This window comes from Devosia sp. (assembly GCF_048261455.1).
Classification (GTDB): domain Bacteria; phylum Pseudomonadota; class Alphaproteobacteria; order Rhizobiales; family Devosiaceae; genus Devosia_A.
This window is the reverse complement of sequence record NZ_JBLXGA010000032.1, coordinates 1-20254: the sequence shown is the minus strand read 5'-3', so window position 1 is coordinate 20254 and position 20254 is coordinate 1. Positions and strand designations below refer to the sequence as shown.

At 63.6% G+C, this 20254-nt stretch carries 18 protein-coding genes and 1 pseudogene; 14 read left to right on the top strand and 5 right to left on the bottom strand.

The window, feature by feature from the left end; translation table 11 throughout:
• Positions 1 to 388, bottom strand: a 388-nt coding sequence (locus ACN0TK_RS18180; protein ID WP_417310961.1) for an Lrp/AsnC family transcriptional regulator, incomplete at its 3' end; no start/stop codon positions are given.
• A gap of 189 nt (positions 389 to 577) precedes the next feature.
• Between ACN0TK_RS18180 and ACN0TK_RS18175 the strand changes: the two genes are divergently transcribed.
• The 7 genes from ACN0TK_RS18175 (at position 578) to ACN0TK_RS18145 (ending at position 10443) form a co-directional block, all read left to right on the top strand.
• Positions 578 to 2950 (top strand): transketolase-like TK C-terminal-containing protein, encoded by a 2373-nt coding sequence (locus ACN0TK_RS18175; protein ID WP_417310960.1) that lies wholly within the window; start codon positions 578 to 580, stop codon positions 2948 to 2950.
• A gap of 243 nt (positions 2951 to 3193) precedes the next feature.
• Positions 3194 to 4798 (top strand): peptide ABC transporter substrate-binding protein, encoded by a 1605-nt coding sequence (locus tag ACN0TK_RS18170; protein ID WP_417310959.1) that lies wholly within the window; start codon positions 3194 to 3196, stop codon positions 4796 to 4798.
• A 72-nt stretch (positions 4799 to 4870) separates the two neighbouring features.
• Entirely contained in the window at positions 4871 to 6628 is a 1758-nt protein-coding gene (locus tag ACN0TK_RS18165) for a dipeptide ABC transporter ATP-binding protein (RefSeq protein ID WP_417310958.1), read from the top strand.
• A 10-nt stretch (positions 6629 to 6638) separates the two neighbouring features.
• The gene (locus ACN0TK_RS18160; protein ID WP_417310956.1) at positions 6639 to 7571 is read left to right on the top strand and encodes an ABC transporter permease; all 933 of its coding nucleotides are present in this window, start codon (positions 6639 to 6641) and stop codon (positions 7569 to 7571) included.
• Positions 7568 to 8452 (top strand): ABC transporter permease, encoded by an 885-nt coding sequence (locus ACN0TK_RS18155; protein WP_417310955.1) that lies wholly within the window; start codon positions 7568 to 7570, stop codon positions 8450 to 8452. Before ACN0TK_RS18160 ends, ACN0TK_RS18155 begins: the two co-directional genes overlap by 4 nt.
• A gap of 2 nt (positions 8453 to 8454) precedes the next feature.
• Positions 8455 to 9651 (top strand): aminotransferase class V-fold PLP-dependent enzyme, encoded by a 1197-nt coding sequence (locus ACN0TK_RS18150; protein ID WP_417310954.1) that lies wholly within the window; start codon positions 8455 to 8457, stop codon positions 9649 to 9651.
• Between the two features lie 63 nt (positions 9652 to 9714).
• Entirely contained in the window at positions 9715 to 10443 is a 729-nt protein-coding gene (locus ACN0TK_RS18145; protein WP_417310953.1) for a FadR/GntR family transcriptional regulator, read from the top strand.
• Between the two features lie 9 nt (positions 10444 to 10452).
• Here ACN0TK_RS18145 and ACN0TK_RS18140 read toward each other — a convergent pair whose 3' ends face one another.
• Together ACN0TK_RS18140 and galE are read right to left on the bottom strand one after the other, a co-directional pair.
• A complete protein-coding gene (locus ACN0TK_RS18140) occupies positions 10453 to 11667 on the bottom strand; it encodes a lytic murein transglycosylase (RefSeq protein WP_417310952.1) in 1215 nt (404 codons plus the stop codon).
• A gap of 20 nt (positions 11668 to 11687) precedes the next feature.
• On the bottom strand, positions 11688 to 12677 hold the full coding sequence (gene galE, locus ACN0TK_RS18135; protein WP_417310951.1) for a UDP-glucose 4-epimerase GalE: 990 nt from the start codon (positions 12675 to 12677) through the stop codon (positions 11688 to 11690).
• Positions 12678 to 12769: 92 nt separating this feature from the next.
• Here galE and galU point away from each other — a divergent pair, with 92 nt between their 5' ends.
• Positions 12770 to 13654, top strand: a complete 885-nt coding sequence (gene galU / locus ACN0TK_RS18130; RefSeq protein WP_417310950.1) for a UTP--glucose-1-phosphate uridylyltransferase GalU — start codon at positions 12770 to 12772, stop codon at positions 13652 to 13654.
• Here the strand turns inward: galU and ACN0TK_RS18125 are convergent.
• Complete coding sequence (locus tag ACN0TK_RS18125; protein WP_417310949.1) at positions 13638 to 14903, bottom strand: outer membrane beta-barrel protein; 1266 nt, start codon at positions 14901 to 14903, stop codon at positions 13638 to 13640. The two genes, galU and ACN0TK_RS18125, sit on opposite strands and share 17 nt — an antisense overlap.
• Positions 14904 to 15062: 159 nt before the next feature.
• Between ACN0TK_RS18125 and ACN0TK_RS18120 the strand changes: the two genes are divergently transcribed.
• The 4 genes from ACN0TK_RS18120 to ACN0TK_RS18105 all read left to right on the top strand — a co-directional run bounded on the left by ACN0TK_RS18120 (position 15063) and on the right by ACN0TK_RS18105 (position 17847).
• Positions 15063 to 15827, top strand: a complete 765-nt coding sequence (locus ACN0TK_RS18120) for a motility protein A (protein WP_417310948.1) — start codon at positions 15063 to 15065, stop codon at positions 15825 to 15827.
• On the top strand, positions 15827 to 16678 hold the full coding sequence (locus ACN0TK_RS18115; RefSeq protein WP_417310947.1) for a flagellar motor protein MotB: 852 nt from the start codon (positions 15827 to 15829) through the stop codon (positions 16676 to 16678). The genes ACN0TK_RS18120 and ACN0TK_RS18115 overlap by 1 nt, the downstream gene beginning before the upstream one ends.
• Positions 16679 to 16758: 80 nt before the next feature.
• Positions 16759 to 16953 carry a hypothetical protein gene (locus tag ACN0TK_RS18110; RefSeq protein WP_417310946.1) on the top strand — a complete coding sequence of 65 codons (195 nt, stop codon included), beginning with the start codon at positions 16759 to 16761 and terminating at the stop codon, positions 16951 to 16953.
• Positions 16954 to 17079: 126 nt separating this feature from the next.
• Entirely contained in the window at positions 17080 to 17847 is a 768-nt protein-coding gene (locus tag ACN0TK_RS18105; protein ID WP_417310945.1) for an HpcH/HpaI aldolase family protein, read from the top strand.
• Positions 17848 to 17954: 107 nt separating this feature from the next.
• Here ACN0TK_RS18105 and ACN0TK_RS18100 read toward each other — a convergent pair whose 3' ends face one another.
• Positions 17955 to 18638, bottom strand: coding sequence for a DUF4396 domain-containing protein (locus ACN0TK_RS18100; protein ID WP_417310944.1), 684 nt, complete (start codon positions 18636 to 18638; stop codon positions 17955 to 17957).
• A 986-nt stretch (positions 18639 to 19624) separates the two neighbouring features.
• Here ACN0TK_RS18100 and ACN0TK_RS18095 point away from each other — a divergent pair.
• Positions 19625 to 19978: a hypothetical protein gene (locus ACN0TK_RS18095; protein ID WP_417310943.1), complete on the top strand. Its 354-nt coding sequence runs from the start codon at positions 19625 to 19627 to the stop codon at positions 19976 to 19978.
• Positions 19975 to 20254 (top strand): annotated as a pseudogene (locus tag ACN0TK_RS18090) (relaxase); the annotation flags it as partial. The gene ACN0TK_RS18095 and the pseudogene ACN0TK_RS18090, both read left to right, overlap by 4 nt.

Sequence of the window (20254 nt, the reverse complement as noted above, 5' to 3'; positions counted from 1 at the left end):
CGCGGCTGAATTTCACGGCGCCGAGGGAGAAGCTGCTTTCGATGGAGGCGACGCCGTCGAGTTGGGTGAGTTTGGCGCGCAGGAACTGCTCGTAGGTTTCGAGGTCGGCGCAGACGACGCGCAGCAGAAAATCGAACTGGCCGGTCATCAGATAGCACTCCATGACCTCGGGCCAGCGGCTGATGGCGGCGCCAAAACTGTCGAGATTGCCGGCGCTCTGGCGCTCGAGCTTGATCGAGATGAACACCGAGACCGGCAAGCCGACAGTCTTTTGATCGACATTGGCGCTATAGCCGGCAATCACCCCTGCCCGCTCGAGCTGGCGCACGCGGCGCAGGCATGGCGATGGCGACAGGCCGACGGTCTCGGCCAGCGCCTGGATCGTCATGCGGCCATCCTCCTGCAGCGCGCGCAGAATCCGGCGGTCAAGCGGACCAATCTCCGAAATGGCAGGTTCCACCAATTTTTGCCTCCAGACCGTGCATTTCCTGCGCAACAGATACACCAGGCGGACACATTAGGCGGAAAACGCCTCCGGGCAAGGCGCAATGTCAGACATTTGCTGCTGGAGGTGGAGATGGCGGACAAGAGCATTGATCGGGTCGCGGCGATCACGGCGCTGACGCGGAAATCGATCTGGCTGGCGAGCTGGATGATCCATCACGCCAACCACATCCGCCCCAATGTCGATGGCGTGAAGGTGGGCGGTCACCAGGCCAGCTCCGCCTCGATGGCGGCACTGATGGCGACGCTCTATTTCGGCGTGCTGAAGCCGGAGGACCGCGTCGCCGTCAAGCCGCACGCCTCGCCGCTGTTTCATGCCATCCAGTATCTGATGGGCCGGCAGACGCGGCAGAAGCTTGTCGATTTCCGGGCCTTCGGCGGGGCGCAATCCTATCCGTCCCGCACCAAGGACACCGAAGACGTCGATATCTCGACGGGGTCGGTCGGGCTGGGCGTCGCTTTCACCGCCTTTGCATCGCTGGTGCAGGATTATGTGCGCGCCAAAAACTGGGCGCGGAACGATAGGCCCGAGGGGCGGATGATTGCGCTCGCCGGCGACGCCGAGCTCGACGAGGGCAATATCTATGAATGCCTGCTGGAGGGCTGGAAGCACGGGCTGCGCAACTGCTGGTGGGTGATCGACTACAACCGGCAAAGCCTCGATGGCGTGGTGCGCGAAGGGCTTTACCAGCGCATCGAGGCCGTGTTCACGGCCTTCGGCTGGCGGGTGGTGACGCTGAAATATGGCGCCCTGCAGCGCGCCGCCTTTGCCGAACCGGGCGGCGACAGGCTCAAGGACTGGATCGATGCCTGTCCGAACGATCTCTATTCGGCGCTGATGTTCCGCGGCGGCGCGGCCTGGCGGGCGCGGCTGAGCGACGAGATCGGTGATCAGGGACCCGTCTCGGCGCTGCTCGACCGGCGCAGCGATGCAGAGCTGGCGGCCCTGATGGCCAATCTCGGTGGCCATTGCGTCGAGAGCCTGCTGGAGCAGTTCGAAGCCGCCTCGGGTGACCAGCCGACGGTTTTCATCGCTTATACGGTGAAGGGTTGGGGCACACCGCTGGCCGGCCACAAGGACAATCACGCGGGCCAGATGACGGCCGCCCAGATGGCGCAACTGCAAGCGGAACACGGGATTGATGCGGGCGAAGAATGGGACCCGCTGGCGGGGCTCGACAATCCCGACGCGTTGCAGGCCTTCATCGACGCCGTGCCGTTCAACGCAGGCACCTCGCGCCGCCTCAGTTCACCGGTGGTGAAGACACCCGGCCCGCAGTTCATCGGTACCGGCGCCACATCGACCCAGGCGGCGTTCGGGCGGATTCTAGACGCGCTCGCGAAGACCGACAGTGCATTGGCGCAGCGCATCGTCAGCACCTCGCCCGATGTGACGGTCTCCACCAATCTCGGTGCCTGGGTGAACCGGCGCAATCTGTTCGCCTCCGAAGAAATGGCGGACCTCTTTCAAAAGGAATCCATTCCCTCGACACAGAAGTGGCGCTTCACCCCCGAGGGACAGCATATCGAACTGGGCATTGCGGAAATGAACCTGTTCCTGATGCTGGGGGCGGCGGGGCTGAGCCATTCGCTGTTCGGCGAACGGCTACTGCCCATCGGCACGCTCTATGACCCGTTCATTGCGCGCGGGCTCGATGCGCTGAATTACGCCTGCTACCAGGATGCGCGGTTCCTTCTGGTCGCGACGCCTTCCGGCGTGTCGCTGGCCGGCGAAGGGGGCGCGCACCAGTCGATCTCCTCGCCTCTGATCGGCATGGCGCAGGACGGGCTGGCGAGTTTCGAGCCGGCCTTTGCCGACGAATTGTCCGTCATCATGGATTGGGCCTTCGACTACATGCAGCGCAGTGGCGACGCGCGACCGGATCTCGCCGACTGGCCGCGCGATGTCACGGGCGGTTCGGTCTATCTGCGGCTGTCGACCCGCAGCCTCGAACAGCCGCCGCGGCAGATGGCCGGCGCCTTGGCCGACGACGTCATCCGGGGCGCCTATTGGCTCAATCCGCCCTCCCCGCAATGCGAAGTGGTGATTGCCTATCAGGGTGTGCTGGCGAGCGAGGCAATCGAGGCGGCGGCGCAGCTTGGCGGCGACAGGCGCAACGTGGCGGTTCTCGCCGTGACTTCGGCGGACCGGCTGAATGCCGGCTGGCAGGCGGCGCAGCGCGGGCGGCTGAGCGGTGAGCGCGGCGCTGAGAGTCATATCGACAAATTGCTGAGCGAGGTGCCCAATCGGGCCGGCATCGTCACGGCCATCGACGGACACCCGGCCACATTGGGGTGGCTGGGCAGCGTGCGCGGCCATCGCACCATTGCCTTGGGCGTCGAACATTTCGGCCAGACCGGCACGGTCAGCGACCTCTACCGGCATTTCGGCATCGACGCCGCCAGCATCGCGACGGCAAGCCGCAGCCTGTTCGGTGGCCGCTAACATGCCAAACTCGCTCAAATTATGTGCACAACAGACAAACGCCGGAGATATGTGCACGTTGTCACATCTACGGCTTGCCAAGCCGATTTCTATTTGTCAGACATATGTCATCTGGCAGATTTTGGGGAACATTCTGTCACGCGCGCCAAGCATGGCGCGACAAGACGACGGCGTCAAAGCCATCCCTGACCGGGTTGCGACGCACTAGGGACCGTCAACCAGCTCTACACAAGGAGGGAGCTCATGCACATCACGCGAATTCTGGCCGGTACGCTGGCCATCGCCACGGCGCTGACCGCGCCGGCAATGGCACAATCGACCATTGTCGCACCATCGGGGGCCACCACAGGCACCTACATGGACTACATGAAGACCGTTTATGACCGGGCGACGCTGGCAGAACTGCAGCAGATCCCGCTCGCGACCTTCGACAAGGACTTCGAGCTGACCCCCATGGCAGCCGAAAGCTGGTCGCAGTCGGAAGACGGCCTCACCTGGACCTTCAAGCTGCGCGACGGCCTGGTCTGGTCCGATGGCGAGCCGCTGACGGCCGAAGACTATGTCTTCGCGCTCGAGCGTGCCGCGACGACCGGCTATGACTTCGCCTGGTACTGGGACTTTGCCGGCGGCATCAAGGGCTGGAAGGAAGTCACCGAAGGCACGGCCGACGTGTCGACTCTGGGCCTCAAGGCCGTGGACGATCACACGATCGAAGTCACGACCAATGCGCCGAAACCCTATCTGCCGTCGGTCACCAGCCTGTGGTACCCGGTGCCCAAGCACAAGGTGGACGAGCTCGGCGACGACTGGGCGCTGAACGTCGACACAGTCGTGTCCTCGGGACCGTTCACGCTCGAGAGCTGGGAAAAGTCCAACAATTCAGTCGTACTGGTCAAATCCGAGACCTACACCGGTCCGTGGCAGGCGCAGATCGACCGGCTCGAAGTCGACCCCACGCTCGCATCGCCGGAAGTCGGCTTCCCGGCCTTCATGGCGGGTGACGACGACTACTCGTTCCTCAACACCGGACAGGTGCCGGTTGCCGAGGCACAGTTCGCCGATGGCATCCGCCGCAACGCGGTGTTTGCGACCTCGTACATTTCGTACAATCTCGAAGCCGAGCCGTTCAACGACGTCAACGTTCGCCGCGCCTTCTACTACGCGGTCGACCGTGACGAGCTGACCTCGACAGTGCTCAAGGATATCGCCATCCCGGCCGGTTCCATCCTGCCGCCCGGCTATCCTGGCTACAATCCCGATGTCGTCGCGCAGGCCGTGTTCGATCCGGAGCGCGCTCAGGAATACATGGCTGAAGCCGGCTTCCCGGATGGCCAGGGCTTCCCGGACATCGAGATCTGGATCCGCGATGAAGGCGGGTACAATGGCGCGATCGTGCCGGCCATGGCGCAGTATCTGCAGGCCGAGTTCAAGGAAGTGCTTGGCGTCAACATGAGCATCCGTTCCCTGCCCGGCGCAGAGTGGATGGACGGTCTGCGTGGCGGCAAGAACAACATCTTCATCTCGCCCTACGAGTACGACTACCTCGATCCGTCGAACTTTTACGGCATTTTCTACAACGGCGGCCGTCACAACTACTTCGTGCCGGAGTATGACGAGCTGGTTGCCAAGGCGGATGCCGAGAGCGACTGGGATACCCGCTATGACCTCTATGCCGAAGCCGAGCAGGTGATGATCGACAAGGGGCTGATCGTGCCGCTGGTCCACCCGATCACCACTGCCGTGATCTCGGATTCGCTGGGTGGTGAGGCTTCCGAGCCGAACGCCCTGGGCTACACGCCGCTCGATCGCCTCGGCCACTACTTCTTCACCCATCTGACGAAGAACTAGACCGCGATCCGAACGCGCTCCCCGGCCCCGCGCCGGGGAGCATCTGCTCCGCGCAAGAAGGCCGCCCGCTTCATGTCCCTGGTCGAAATCGAAGATCTGCGCGTCAGCTTCCGCCAATATGGTGGATCGGTCGACGCCGTAAGGGGGGTGAGCTTCACCCTCAATGAAGGCGAAAGCCTCGGCATTGTGGGCGAAAGTGGATCAGGCAAGTCCGTCAGTTGCAGCGCCCTTTTGCGCCTGCTGCCGGCCACCGCGCATGTCAGCGCGGCGAAGATGATGCTCGATGGCGTCGACGTCACGAAAGCCAACAAGGAAGATCTGGTGCGCCTGCGTGGCCGCGCCGCGGCGATGATCTTTCAGGACCCGATGACGGCATTCGACCCGGTGTTCACCATCGGGCACCAGATTGCCGAGACCATTCGCGCGCATCGCAATACCTCCAAGGCCAAGGCGCTGGAGGAAGCGGAAGATCTGCTGTTGCGGGTCGAGATCAAGAACGCCCGCGACGTCCTCAACTACTACCCCCACCAATTGTCCGGCGGCATGCTGCAGCGCGCGATGATCGCGATGGCGCTGTCATGCCGGCCGAAGGTGCTGATCGCCGACGAGCCGACCACGGCGCTCGACGTCACGATCCAGGCGCAAATCCTCTATCTGATCAAGAAGGTACAGGTCGAGTTCGGCATGGCGCTGATCATGATCACCCACGACCTCGGGGTGATCGCCGAAACCGTCGACCGCGTGCTGGTGATGTATGGCGGCGAGGTGAAGGAAGAAGGTCCGGTCCAGCAGATCTTCGATGCGCCGCAGCACGACTATACCAAGCAGCTGCTCGCCAGCCTGCATGCCAGTTTCGAGCCCTCGCGCGGCGACGACGTCGCCACACCGGCGCTGGAGCTCAAGGGCCTCGCCAAGGCCTATCGCATCAAGCGTGGCCGCGGTCTGCTCACCTCGAACTACGGCGATTTTCATGCGGTGCGGGAGGTCAACATCGCCCTGCCCCGCAACCGGATCGTCGCCATCGTCGGCGAAAGTGGTTCCGGCAAGACGACCACCGGCATGATGGCCATGCGGCTGACCAGCGCCAGCAAGGGTCAGGTGCTGGTCGATGGCACCGACATCTCCACCCTGTCGCACGAAGAGCTGAAGCCGTGGCGGCGCAAGATGCAGATCGTCTTTCAGGACAGCTATTCGGCGCTCGACCCGATGATGACGCTGACCGAGATCATTTCCGAGCCGCTGCATATCCATGGCATGGGCACGGCGCGCGAACGCACCGAACAGGCCCTCGAATGGCTCGATCGCGTCGGTCTCGACCGCTCCTTCGCCAACCGCTATCCGCATGAGCTCTCCGGCGGCCAGCGCCAGCGCGTCGCCATCGCCCGCGCACTGATCCTCGGCCCGACCGTGCTGGTCGCCGACGAGCCGACCTCGGCGCTCGACGTGACAGTGAAGGCCCAGATCATCGGCCTGCTCAAACGGCTGCAGGCCGAGATGGGCCTCTCCATCCTGTTCATCAGCCATGACCTGTCGACGGTGAAGTCGCTGACCGACACAGTGGTGGTAATGTATCGCGGGCGGGTTGTGGAAGAAGCGCCGACCGAGCGCATCTTCTCGGACCCGCAGCATCCCTATACCCGCGCCCTGCTCGACGCCGTCCCCGCGACCAACCCGCGCGACAAGCGTCAGCGCACCTTCCTTTCTGCCGATGAAATCGCTGCACAGACGCCGCGCTACACCGTGATCCAGACCGGCACGGCGCCACGCGATGAACCCCAACTTGTCAGCATCGCCCCGGGCCACCGGGTCGAGGCTTACGTGACGCCGTAGGAGACAGATGATGCTTGGTTACATCCTTCGCCGGCTGGTCTCGGTCGCCTTCACCTTCATCGTGGTCTCGCTGATCATCTTTTTCATGATGCATGCGGTGCCCGGCGGCCCGTTCGATGCCAATGACATGCCGGTTTCCGCGGCGGTGCGCGAACAGCTGATGGCGCAGCTCGGGCTCGATCAGCCGCTTTACGTGCAATACCTGCGATATATGTGGGGGGTGCTGCATCTCGATTTCGGCGTACCCTATCAAAGCCCCGGTGAAACCGTGCTCGGGCTGCTGTCCCGCGCCTGGGTCCCGAGTCTCATTCTCGGCGGGCTGGGTGTGGTGCTGGGCGCGCCGCTCGGCATCCTGCTCGGCATGGCCGCAGCGCTCAACCGCAACACCTGGATCGATTACTTCGCCTCGGCGATCGCCACCATCGGCCTCACCATTCCGGTTTTCGTCACCTCGATGCTGCTGATACTGGTCTTCGCGGTCTGGCTGGACTGGCTGCCGGCGAGTGGCTGGCCCAAGCCCGAACGCTGGATCCTGCCGATCATCGCCTACGCGGCCATCCCCGTCGCCACATACGCCCGCTACACCCGCTCCGCCATGCTCGACACGATGAGCCGGCAGTTCGTCACGGTGCTGCGCGCCAAGGGCCTCAACGAGCGGCGGATCGTCTTCCAGCACGTGCTGCGCAACTCGGCCATTCCGCTGGTCACCGTTTTCCTGCCGATGTTCATCGGCACCGCGACGGGCTCCATCTTCGTCGAGGCGATGTTCCGCATTCCGGGGCTCGGCGCCTATTTCGTCTCCTCGATCGAGAACCGCGATTATCCGCTCGAAATGGCCCTGATGCTGATGATCACCTTCATGTACTGCATCGCCTATCTGCTGTCCGACATAGTCTACGCGCTGATCAACCCGCGTATCCGCGTTGGTGGAGGAGTCGAATGACCGACATCGCTGCAAATGTTCCGGCCGCCCGCCAGCGCAGTCCCCTGTGGTTTGCCTGGCAGCGTTTCCTCTCCAACAAGGCGGCAGTGGGCGGCGGCATCGTCCTCAGCATCCTGATCCTGATGGCGATCTTCGCACCGCTGATCACGCCGGTGCCGCCCGACGCGCAACTGTTTCTGACCCAGGCGCTCGCCTTCCCCTCGCCCGAGCACTGGTTCGGCGTCGATAATCTGGGCCGCGACTTTTACACCCGCATCGTCTACGGCGCCCGCGTGTCGCTTTCGATCGGGTTTATCGCAGCGGGGTTCTCCGTGCTGATCGGCATCCCGCTTGGCGCATTGGCCGGCTTTTTCGGCGGCAAGGTCGACTGGCTGATCATGCGGATCATCGAGCTTTTCTCGGTGGTGCCGCCGCTGCTCGCCGCCATGCTGCTCGGCGCTCTGACGCGTGGCGGCTATCTGACGATCGTCGCCATTGCCGCGCTGTTCGGCTGGGTGCAGGTGTGCCTGCTGGTGCGCGCCCAGGTCAAAGCCTTCCGCTCCAAGGAATTCGTCCGCGCCTCGGAGGCGCTCGGCGCTTCGAACTGGTACATCATTCGCCGACACCTGATTCCCAACTCGATCAGCCCGATCATTGTCGGCTTCGTGCTGGCGATCCCGCTCGCCATGATGCTCGAAGCCTCACTGAGCTTTCTGGGCATCGGCGTGCCGCCGCCGACGCCGACCTGGGGCCAGATGATCAACGAGGGCATCAACTACATGTTCTACTACTGGCATCTCGCCCTCTTCCCGACACTGGCCCTCGCCATCACCGTGCTCGCCACCTCGCTGTTCGGCGACGGATTGCGCGATGCGTTCGATCCGACCCTGAAAGGCAACTGATCGTGTCCGAAAACCTCGCCCGGCAGTTTCTCTTGCGGGAGGATGTCGTCTTCCTCAATCACGGCTCTTTCGGCGCCTGCCCGCGCGAGGTGTTCTCCGCCTATCAGGGCTGGCAGCTCGAACTCGAGCGCGAGCCGGTCGAGTTCCTGGGCCGCAAGCTGAACGAGAACCTCAAGGCACCCCGTGAGGCGCTGGGGGCGGAACTCGGCAGCCCCGCCGAGGATATTGTCGGCGTAGTCAACGCTACCCACGGGCTCAATATCGTTGCGCAGTCGCTTGATCTGAAGCCGGGCGACCAGATTCTCACGACCGACCACGAGTATAACGCGCTCGAAAAGACCTGGGCCTATGTGTGCCGCAAGACCGGCGCCGAGGTGGTGGTGGTGAACGTGCCGCTGCCGTTGCTGACGGAGGAGCAGTTCACCGACACAATCCTCGCCGGCATGACCGATCGCACGCGGGTGCTGTTTCTCAGCCACATCACCTCGCCCACGGCGCTGGTGTTCCCGATCGAGCGGGCGGTTGCCGAGGCGCGCAAGCGCGGCATCTGGACGGTCATCGACGGCGCGCACACGCCGGGCCATATCAAGCTCGACCTCACGGCGCTCGGCGCGGATTTTTACGCCGGCAATTGCCACAAGTGGATGATGGCGCCCAAGGGTTCGGCCTTTCTCTATGCCCGGCCGGAAGTGCAGGCCCTGCTCAATCCGCTCGTCATCAGCCATGGCTGGACGATCGATTCCAAGAAGCCGGGCGCCAAGGGCGCTTTCGACAATTCCCCGTTCATCGACGAGATCGAGATCCAGGGCACCCGCGATCCGTCCGCCTGGCTGACGGTCCCGGCGGCGCTGAAATACCGCGCCGACAATGACTGGTGGGCTATCGCGGAGCATTGCCAGGCGCTGGCCCAGGATACGGCCCGGCGCATGGGCAAGCTGACGGGCCTCGAACCGCTCAGCGAATCGGAATTCTGTGCGCCGCAGATGGTCGCCATCCCGATCCCGGACTGTGATGCGCTACAAGTGCACAAGACCTTGTTCGACGACTATGGTATAGAGATTCCCGTATTCAAATGGCAGGACAGATGTATCGCCCGTCTGTCGGTGCAGGGATACAATTCTCGTCCGCAAATGGACCAGTTGATCGAAGCTCTCAGCGCGTTGCTCAACCTGAATCCGCGTGCCGCCAGCTTTGGGTAGCTGACAAGAGAGCAAAGATGTGGTGAGAGGCAATCCTGCCATCACCCTGGAGGATCGGGCATCGTGACGAACGCATCTGCCCTGGCCTATCTTGAGCCGCTCGAGCGACGCACACGCAATGTGGCTGTCCTGGATGCGCTTGCCGAAATGGTCGAGCGCTCCGGCATGACGATAGGCGACCGCCTGCCTCCGGAGGTCTCGCTGGCGGCCTCGCTCGGCGTCGGGCGTTCAACGATCCGCGAAGCCCTCAATCGCTGGGAAGGCCTCGGCATCATCAAGCGGCGGCGCGGCGATGGCACCTATCTGTCCGCCCGGGTGCAGACGTCGCGCGGTTTGGTGCCCACCATGGTGCGCCTCGAAGGCGAAGCCCTGCTGCGGCTGATCGAAATCCGCCGCGCGCTGGAGATCGATGTGGTGCGCAAGGCGACGTTGAAGGCTACGCAGGAACAGCGAATCGAAATCGCCCGGTTGTGTGACCTGCTGCTCGAGGAGGTCTATTCCGGCCGACCGTGGCGCAAGGCCGACCATGCCTTCCACACCGCAATCTACGATGCCTCGGGAAACCCGATGTACGGACAGATCCTGAGCAATCTCGGCGATGCGCTGGAGCGCGACGATTCGTCCCCGTTCAACCTCGATGCGTTCGGACTGGAGTCGTTTCCGATCCATCGCGACCTGTCGGATGCGATCCTTGCAAAGGACGCACCTGCGGCGGTGGACGCCATCAACCGCTGCCTCGATACCGTCGAGGCCGAGGTGCGCATGCTGATCAACGACGGGCGCCCAGCCTGACGGCGCGCCCTAGCGCGTGGCGGCAGCCAGCTCCTCGTAGCTCCTGCGGGTGATAAAGCCGTCTGCCACCTCGCCCCGCGCCGCCTGAAACCGTGCATAGGCGGCCTGGCTGATCGGGCCGATGCGGCCATCCACCTCGCCATCGTAAAGACCGAGCCGTGTCAGCGCCTGCTGGATAGCCTTGCGCTGGGCGAGATTGGGAAACTGAGTGCTGCGCGGCCAAGGGGTGATGAACGGCCCCGACCCTTTCAGACGGTCGGTCATGTGGGCGACGGACAGCGCATAACTGTCCGAGAAATTGTAGCCCTTGAGGACCAGATAGTTCGCGGTCATCAGAAATTTCGGCCCGCTCTTGCCGGTCGGCACATAGAGAAAAACCGGGGTTTCGAGATCGGCGAACTCGCGGCCCTTTACCCGGCGGATGCCGCGATCGGCGAAGAACCGCACCGAGCGCAAGGTCTCGCGATCGGCGAGCAGGTAGTCGAAATCATCGGGCACATCGACTTCGAAGCCCCAGTCGATGCCGGGCTGATAGCCCAGGTCGAGCAGGAACTTCGCGCTGGTCCGCAAGGCATCTGCAAGTGAACCATGCAGGTCGATACGGCCATCGCCGTCGCCGTCCACGCCATGCGCCAGTACGTTCGACGGGTTGACCTGCAGGTGACCGATTGCTCCGGCCCAGGAGCCGACCAATTGATCTCGCGTCCTGCCATTGCGCTGCAGCAGCAGGAGCGCAGCGATGAAATCGGCCTGATCACCGGCGAGGCGCCCACGGCGCTGGTGAACGAGAGTGGCCAGCGAACGGATGATGGGGCGGATCAACCGGTTGTTGCCGAGCACGGCGCCATAGTCGGTCTCCATCCCCCAGATGGCGCCGAGGATATAGGGGTCGACGCCGCTCTGGCGGCCGACCTGTTCGAACAGCGCGCTGTTACGCCTCATCGCCGCCCTGCCCCGCTCGATGCGCGACGCGGTCACCCGACCGTCGATATAGTCCCACATCGGGGTGGTGAACTCGGGCTGGGTCACGACCAGATCGGGAATGTTCGGGTCGGGCGTCAGGCCCGCGGTCGCGGCGCGATAAGTCTGCCGGCTGACACCGGCATTAACCGCAGTCGCCTCGAAATTGGCGATGAAGGCATCAAAGGACTCAACTGGTGCCGCAAGCACGGGGCCCGAGAGCGCCAGCAGCATGAGGATCGAGCGAATGGCACGTCGCAGCATCGGCAGTGTCCTTGTGCGGCTCACATACGATTGCGGGTTTGCAGCCGCCGTTCCCACGCGAGCGCGGTGGAGATGATTTCGTCCAGATCGTCATGCGCCGGCTGCCAGCCCAGAACCGAACGGATCTTTTCGGCCCGTGCGACGATGGAGGCGGGATCACCGGCGCGGCGCGGTTCCTCGATCGCAGGGAACTCGACGCCCGAGATGCGTTTGACGACGTCGATCACCTGACGCACCGAATAGCCCTGCCCGTAGCCGCAGTTCATCGTCACCGACTCCCCGCCACTGCGCAAGTGCTCGAGCAGCAGGGCATGCGCCTCGATGAGGTCGGTGACGTGGATATAGTCGCGCACCCCGGTGCCATCCGGCGTCGGGAAGTCCGTTCCGAAAATGCCGACCCCGTCGCGCTGGCCGAGCGCGGCCTGCGAGGCGACCTTGATCAGATGCGTGGCGAGCGGCGAGGACTGGCCCGAGCGCAGCTGCGGATCGGCGCCGGAGACGTTGAAATAGCGCAGCACGCCATAGGTGATGGGGTGCGCCGCGGCGACGTCGGCCAGCATCAGTTCGGTCATCAGCTTGGAGCGCCCATAGGGCGATTCCGGCTGCAGCGGCATGTCCTCGCCGACCGGTTCGAGGCTGGCATTGCCATAAACCGCGGCCGTCGAGGAAAACACGAAATGCTTCACACCGCCTTTGACGGCGGCCTCGATGAGGTTGCGCGATGTTGCCGTGTTGTTGGCATAATACTTCAGCGGATCGACGACCGATTCGGGCACGACGATGGAGCCGGCAAAGTGAACGATTGCCTCGATGGCGTGTTCCTCAATCAGGCGCCCCACCAGGTCGATATCACCTGCATTGCCTTCAACCACCGTCGCACGATGATCGATAGCCCAGTCAAATCCCGTGGTCAGATTGTCGAGCACAACGACAGCTTCGCCCGCATCCGCGAGCCGAAGCACCATGTGACTGCCGATGTAGCCGGCACCGCCGGTTACCAGTATGCTCATTGATACCCTCCGGATCCGATGCGCAGCGAAGCTGTAAACTATCCGGTGTGAGCCTAAGAGCAGCTTAAGCTCGAAACAGAATGGAGTAACTCTTGTCTAAGCGTGTACGCACTGCCGTTTTCCCCGTCGCGGGCCTAGGTACCCGGTTCCTGCCGGCAACGAAAGCCATGCCAAAGGAAATGCTCACGGTGGTGGACAGACCACTGATCCAGTACGCGGTGGACGAGGCCCGCGAGGCGGGCATCGAGCACTTCGTGTTCGTGACCGGCCGCAACAAGGCCGTCATCGAGGACCATTTCGACCGACAGTTCGAGCTTGAGGAAACGCTCGAAATGCGCGGCAAGACTGGCGCCCTGAAGGAACTGCAGCGCGACCTGCCCTCGGCCGGGCACACCAGCTTCACCCGCCAGCAGGAACCGCTGGGACTTGGCCACGCCGTGTGGTGCGCGCGCGAGTTGGTTGGCGACAAGCCCTTCGCGCTGCTGCTGCCCGACATGATCTTCCGCGCCAACCCGGGCGTCATGAAGCAGATGGTCGAGGCCTATGAGGAGCGCGGCGGCAATATCGTCGGCGTCGAGGAATGCGACCCGGCCGACACCGCCAGCTACGGCATCGTCAGCCGCGACGAGGGCCCGGACAGCGGTTTCCCGATCACCGGCATGGTCGAAAAACCCAAGCCCGAAGATGCGCCCTCCAACCTGTTCATTTCCGGTCGCTACATCCTGCAGCCCGAGATTTTCTCGCTCCTCAGCGAGCAGGAAAAGGGTGCCGGCGGCGAAATCCAGCTGACCGACGCGATGCAGACGCTGATGCGGCGGCAGAGCTTCACCGGCGTCAAATATGACGGCAAGGTCTTCGATTGTGGGTCGAAGCTGGGCTTTCTCACCGCCAATGTCGCCTTCGCGCTCGACCGCGAGGATCTCGCCGACGGCTTCCGTGAAGAGCTCCGTGAGCTCGGGCTTACCGGTGAAAAGTGACGCCCAGCGTCAGCTGATGGCTCTCCTCGGGCGGATCCGGTTCGGATAGCGTCTGGGTGAAGCGATAATCGGCGGTGATGTCGGTGTTGGGATTGACCAGCCAGTCGAGCCCGGCCCCGACATTCCAGCTCTGCTCCTCGGTGCCCGCACCCATCGGCTTGGTCAGGCTGGCGCCGGCGCTGGAGCGGGCGGTGAGCCACGGATTGACGGCAATCTGTGCCGTCGTCGTCGCCGCATAGGTGAGCCGGGCGGTGGCGGAAGAGCCGGACTGAGGCGAGGACAGGGTCGTCGTCAGCCCCGCCGTCAGGGTGACGGTTTCATCCGGCTTATGGCTGATACTCGCCTCATAGAGCATTGCATAGAAGTCATCGAGCGTCGGATCGTCATAGTCGCGCCATGAGACGCCGACTGCCGCTTCGAGTTCCGTTGTGTTGCGCAGCTGTGCGGTCGCGCCCAGCTTGCCGCTATAGGTCCAGTTGTCGAGCTTGACCATCAGACTGGGTGACAGCTTGTCGTAGAATTCGTAGCTCGCCTCGCCGTCGATCCAGACGGTGGCGAACGGCGCGAGCCGCCAGCCGAAGCGCCCCCCAATGCCAACCTGCGTACGATCGAGATAGCTGTTGTCTTCGGTCGAGTTGTCGTCGAAGACGGTTTCGCCGGTCATGGCCCGCCCAAGGCTGCCGCGCAGACCGATCTCGGCGAGCCCGATCGTTCGTGTGACCCCGGCTTCGGCACTGGCCTCGACAACCAGCGGAGTACTCTTGAGATTGGCCGGCTGGTCCGGAGCGTTCGGATCTTCCTGGCTCAGGGAAAGCTCGGCAGATCCGGTGATATCGGTGACTGCATCCAGAGCGTGCGTTCCCTCAGCCGTGAAATTGAGGGTCGAGATCCGGGCATTGCCCGCGTCGGTTATCGCCAGTTCGGCATCACCGCCAATCTCGTAGCCACCTCGCAGGGACTGATGCGTCAGGCTTGCCTCGGGCACGATCTGCAGCTCTTTGCGCGTTTTGCCGGACTCCTCTGTCACCGCGCCGCGCAGGGCGATGCTCCAGTCCAGATCGAGCCAGGGGTCGACTGGCTCAGACGGCAGATGGGCGCAGGAGGCACAGGGCACAGGCGGCCCGGACAGCAGAGCCGGATTATCGGTGAACGATCCCTCCCCCGCAGCGAAAACTGCAGGCGAAAAGCCCCCCAGTGCCGTCAGTGCGATGGCACGGGCAGCCTTGCGAACTGGCTTGTGCTGTCGCACGGGATGTCTCCACTTTTAACCTAACCAATCCTTGCAGATCATGGTTAATAAAAGCCTTTTAGCTGAAGCGGAGCGCGTGTCCCGAAGCGGCGATTAACTGTTGCTTACCAGTTTTACCGATATTCAGGAGGGGTCCAATTCTCGAACCCGGTAGCTCCAATGGATCTGGCGACCATTCTCGGACTCGTCGCAGGCACCACCGTGGTGCTGATCGCGATCCTGCTCGGCGGCAATCTGGGCGGCTTTGTCGACATCCCGTCCGTTCTCATCGTTATCGGCGGCGGCTTTGCCGCAACGCTGATGCGGTTTCCGCTGGCCGGCGTCGGCCGGGCGCTCGCGACGGGCGGCAAGGTCGCCTTCATGGCGCGCACCATCGAGCCGCGCGACGTGATCCTGAAGCTCTCCGAAATGGCCGACCTGGTGCGCAAGTCCGGGCCGATCGCGCTCGAAGGCGTCTCGTTCGACGACCAGAATCTCGCCCGAGGCGCCCAGTATATCGCCGATGGCTATGACGTCGTGTTCATCAAGGACGCGATGGAGCTGGCACGCGATCGCTATCTTGGCCGTCTGGCCGAAGGGCAGCGCGTGTTCAAGTCCCTTGGCGACGCCGCGCCGGCATTCGGCATGATCGGCACGATTGTCGGTCTGGTACAGATGCTGAGCAACATGGAAGACCCGTCCAAGATCGGCCCCGCCATGGCGATCGCGCTGTTGACGACGCTCTATGGTGCCGTGGTTGCCAATGTCATCTGCCTGCCCATCGCCGACAAGCTCAGCGCCAAGCTCGACGTCGAAGAGGTCAACCAGACGCTGATCATTGACGGCATCATGCAGGTGAAGGCCGGCTCATCCGCAGCTGTGGTGCGCGAGCGGCTGCATGCCTATCTCCCCGATCACCAGAAGCAGCTGCCCGAGGCCGCCTGATGGCCAAAAAGCCCGCCCCTGGCGGCGTACCAGAGTGGATGGTCACCTTTGCCGACCTGATGTCGATTCTGGTCTGCTTTTTCGTGCTGCTGATCTCCTTTTCGATTCAGGACACCGAGCGCCTGCAGGTTGTCGCCGGCTCGATGCGTGATGCCTTCGGCGTGGTCAAGGAGCGCACCGCAGACGGCATGATCGAGCGCCAGGGCAACCCCGAACGCGACTATCTGAAAAATGTCAGCCCGGAACTGATCGACCCCGAAAAACTCTCGCACATCAGCGACGTCCATGATGACCGTGCGGAGGCTCAGGGGCCTGAAATCCAGACCCAGAGCGAAGAAAACGATCTCGAGTCGGAAGACCGCTACGCGCTTGCGGCAGCCAGCATCCGTCAGGCCTGGCAGGACATGCCCGACATCACTCGGTTTGCCGACAATCTGCAGGTCGAGGAGACGGAAGATGGACTGGAGATCATCATTTCGGACCGCAACGGCATGCGGATGTTCCCCGAGGGCTCGAAATTCCCGCTGGAAACGACCCGAAAGGCCATTGCCGCGCTAGGCCCGATCCTCAACCGGCTGTCGGCCCCCCTGTCGATCACCGGCCATGTGGCGTCGGGCTCGCGATTTGCTTCCGAAAGCTATGACGAGTGGGACCTGTCGACCGACCGCGCCAATGTGACCCGGCGCATTCTGAGCGAGTTCGGCCTGTCGCCGTCGCGCCTCACCTCGGTCGAGGGCGCCGGTTCCAGTGACCCGATCTTTGCCAACGACCCATATCTGAGTTCAAACGAGCGCGTGACCATCAAGGTCCATGAAGTGGCACCGCCCGTGCCGCCTGATCTGAGCCCCTAGGCCTCCACTTCGGCGCGTGAGACAATCGGGAACGGTTGCCCGGCGCAGCCGTTTTGTCTGCAACAGACCCGGAGGACATGATGCCAGATCCACATGACAAGCTGCCGCCCGCCGACAAGGTACCCGGCGAGGTCATTCCCGATATTGCCGAGACCGAAAGCCCGACCGATGGCGGGCTGCCGGAAGGCGGGCTGCCGGGCATGCCGGTTTCGCACGACCCGATGCGTTCCCCTGCCCCGACGCCGCACAAGCGGGACATTGAGCCACAAGACTAGATACCGTCGCACGATCAGCAATGAGCCGCGTCGCTCAGCCGAACCCATTCGGCGGCAGCGCGGCTTTTCTTATGCGCGGTTTCAGTTCTAGATCGCGATCAGCACCATCGCACCATCAGGATCGTCATGCCTGCCCTGCCGCCCAACCGCTTCAAACGCAATATCGCTTCCGGCACCCGCCAGATCGGGCTGTGGCTTTCTCTCGAAAGCCCCGTGGCCACGGAGATGGTGGCCGATTCCGGCTTCGACTGGCTGCTGCTCGACATGGAGCATAGCCCGGTCGGCCTGAGCCAGGTGGCGGCGCATGTGAACGCGGCCCGCGGGGGCACGGCGGAACTGGTGGTCCGGGTCCCGAGCGTCGACCCGATTCTGGTCAAGACGCTGCTCGACGCTGGCGTGCGCTCGATCATGTTCCCCTTCGTCCAAAGTGTCGCCGAGGCCGAACTGGCCGTCGCCAGCATGCTCTATCCGCCACGCGGCATTCGTGGCGTGAGCGGCAACAGCCGCGCCAACCAGTACACCCGCAACCGCTCCTATCTCGAGACCTATGCGGATGAACAATGCGCCATCATCCAGGTGGAATCGCCGTTGGCGCTGGACACGATCCCCGAGTTTGCAAAGATCGACGAGCTGGACGCGATCTTCATCGGCCCCAATGACCTCGCGGCCAACATGGGGATGCTGGGCCAACCCAATTCGGATGCTGTCCAGCAGCAGGTTGGCGCCGCGCTGAAGGAAATAAAGGCCGGCGGCAAGGCGGCCGGGCTGCTGGATTTCACGCCAGAGGCAGCGGATAGCTGGCTGGCCCGCGGTTTCGATTTCGTCGCTGTCGGTTCCGATGCCGCACTGCTCGTCGGCCATGCCGACGCCTTGGCGGCACGGTTCCGCCCCTAACGGCGTCAAAGCGCGCCGGCGGTCCCGGTACGCTGGAAGTCGGCTGCTGGCGCATAACCGCTGAAGCCGACGATGCGCGGCGCCTTCCGATCACGCCGGCGCCGCTGTCACATCTCTTCCTTCAGCCCCGAGCGGATCAACAGCCAGTTCGGGCTATAGGCCGTCACGAAGCCAGCCAGCATGGCCAGTTGCATCGCCGCCCAGAACACGGGACTTCCGGCGTCCACCGTGGTGCCGAAAAAGGCGGGGAACAGCACAAAGTGGGCGAGGCCCATGAAGCCATACATGCCGACCTGCCAACTGGTGAGCGACAGGATATCGGCCTTGGCCGCGGCCTTGATTCCCGCGCCGACCGACAGGTTGCGCATCGGCGCGATGGCGAAATACTGAAAGACGATGCCGGTCAGCAGCGCAAAGACATAGTCCATGGTCCAGGCGGCAAAGATCTCGGTCGAAAAGATCGTGCCGAGGCCGAAGAACGTCAGCACCGAAGGCACGTAATGCGCCAGGTTTTCGCAGACGAGATCGGCGAGCGTACACCCCGCGCCGCAGTGCAGCGTGCCCTTGGCGACCTTGGCGGCAAAGGGCACGTCTTCAGCACCGGGGCCCGCATAGCGATGGTAGAACCAGACCAGCACCGGCCCGGCGAACAGCGCACAGAGCGGCCAGACAAAGCGCATTACCGCCATTTTGGGCGGATGGCGCAGCATCTGCCAGGCCATGTAGACGGCGCACGCGAGGCCCAGCAGCAAAAGGCCGATGGCGGCGGCAGTGACGAGAGGCGGGATCATGGGCGCACCCTCGGGGTGCGGCGTGCCCTCAAGGTGTCAGAGCCCGCTCGTCCTGGTTGGGACTGCATGGCCGGTGCCATGCCGTCTGGCCGGATCGGTCGGCGGCCGGCATCCATATGCTGAGATTGCGTCAAGGGACCCTTCCCGTGCCTTCGGACAGGTCCGCGCGCTGCTCCCGCATCACGGCGGCGCGCCGACTGTAAACGACAGACGTCCTAACGCGGGGGCACGAACATCGTTCACGGCGAAGCGCACGCCGGCGCTCGCGAAACCTTGCGGCCCAGATCCCCGAGATCATGCTCACCTCGTCACTGATAGGACGGCTCTCTCCCCCTCATCGGCGGGCGCATCCCGGCGATCCAGCCGACCAGACCTTCCACTTATCCCCGCACTGAAACCCCGTGCGATACTCGTTCTGTCCGCGCACCGAAGCGAGATCATGACGAGTGGTTGGCGCGCGGAGACCGGGTGGTGCGAAGGTCGCTTTGCATCAGGCCGAAAGCACGTCGGCATGGTCCGGTTCGCCGGACACGCCGCTATCACGCCACGCATGGCAGGATGCTGGACATGCGGGGAGGACGCGCCGCCCGGCATCGGGCGGTGGGTGGAAACGATCGGCCGGGCAATCCGGGGATCGCGGAAACCCGGTTCTCCGGCGATGCGGCACGGGATGCACCCGGGCTCATGTGCCATACGCCCAAAACCCCGGCCGGCCGGCGAGGCGCGAGCCTCATTTTACCTGCGGACCAACCGCGTCGGGGCAAGCGCCTCGCCGGCCCGCTACCGACCGCGCGCCCCTCCGAAGCCGCCAGGCTGTCGGACGCCTCGGCGCGCCGAAAGGCATTCGGCGAGATACTCGGCCGACATTAACTGGGAGGTTGGGGAATGGCGGAGAATCGGGGTTTCACTTCGAACTCCGAAGCACTCTTCGAAGAGCTGGCGCGGTGGAATAAGGAAATAAAGGCGATTGCACCGGAGTTGCGGCCATGAGCCGCCAGTCCGAGGCTTCGAAGCGCGCCAGCCCTCTCTCGATAAGGTTCAATGAAGCCGAGCTGGGCACGCTCCGCCGAAAAGCGGGCACCACGCCGCTTTCGACCTACATCAAGCGCTCCCTGTTCAAATCGCAGGGATGGATTGCCAACCCGGAATTACTGGCGCAGGTGCTCGCAAGGCTGGGCGAGGCGGAGGTCATGCGCAAGCTGGAGCTGCTTGCCAGGGCTGCCGAAAGCAGCAGCCTCGATAATGATCCCGATACGATCCGGCGCATTTCTGAGGCGTGTGAAGCTGTCATAGCCATGCGGCTGCTGCTCCTGAGTGCGCTGTCGGAGCGGTCACCATGATCCTCAAGGCGTCGCAGCGCGGCGGTGGCGAGGCCATGGCCAATTACCTTCTCGCCCAAGGACACAACGATCATATCCGGCTGCACGAAGTTCGCGGGTTCATGTCCCACGATCTGCGCGAGGCCATGGCTGAAGTTGAAGCCATCAGCGCGGGCACGAAATGCAGCCAGTACCTGTTTTCCTTGAGCCTGAACCCGCCGCCCCAAGCGGAGGTGTCCCTCGACATGTTCGAGGATGCCATCTCGCGGGTGGAGAAAAAGCTCGGCCTGGAAAAAC

Coding starts and splice junctions, on each gene's coding strand:
- ACN0TK_RS18110 (WP_417310946.1), top strand. CDS start 16,759: ATGCCAGATCCACATGACAAGCTGCCGCCCGCCGACAAGGTACCCGGC.
- ACN0TK_RS18115 (WP_417310947.1), top strand. CDS start 15,827: ATGGCCAAAAAGCCCGCCCCTGGCGGCGTACCAGAGTGGATGGTCACC.
- ACN0TK_RS18100 (WP_417310944.1), bottom strand. CDS start 18,638: ATGATCCCGCCTCTCGTCACTGCCGCCGCCATCGGCCTTTTGCTGCTG.
- ACN0TK_RS18175 (WP_417310960.1), top strand. CDS start 578: ATGGCGGACAAGAGCATTGATCGGGTCGCGGCGATCACGGCGCTGACG.
- galE (WP_417310951.1), bottom strand. CDS start 12,677: ATGAGCATACTGGTAACCGGCGGTGCCGGCTACATCGGCAGTCACATG.
- ACN0TK_RS18095 (WP_417310943.1), top strand. CDS start 19,625: ATGAGCCGCCAGTCCGAGGCTTCGAAGCGCGCCAGCCCTCTCTCGATA.
- ACN0TK_RS18165 (WP_417310958.1), top strand. CDS start 4,871: ATGTCCCTGGTCGAAATCGAAGATCTGCGCGTCAGCTTCCGCCAATAT.
- ACN0TK_RS18105 (WP_417310945.1), top strand. CDS start 17,080: ATGCCTGCCCTGCCGCCCAACCGCTTCAAACGCAATATCGCTTCCGGC.
- ACN0TK_RS18140 (WP_417310952.1), bottom strand. CDS start 11,667: ATGCTGCGACGTGCCATTCGCTCGATCCTCATGCTGCTGGCGCTCTCG.
- ACN0TK_RS18155 (WP_417310955.1), top strand. CDS start 7,568: ATGACCGACATCGCTGCAAATGTTCCGGCCGCCCGCCAGCGCAGTCCC.
- ACN0TK_RS18170 (WP_417310959.1), top strand. CDS start 3,194: ATGCACATCACGCGAATTCTGGCCGGTACGCTGGCCATCGCCACGGCG.
- ACN0TK_RS18160 (WP_417310956.1), top strand. CDS start 6,639: ATGCTTGGTTACATCCTTCGCCGGCTGGTCTCGGTCGCCTTCACCTTC.
- ACN0TK_RS18120 (WP_417310948.1), top strand. CDS start 15,063: ATGGATCTGGCGACCATTCTCGGACTCGTCGCAGGCACCACCGTGGTG.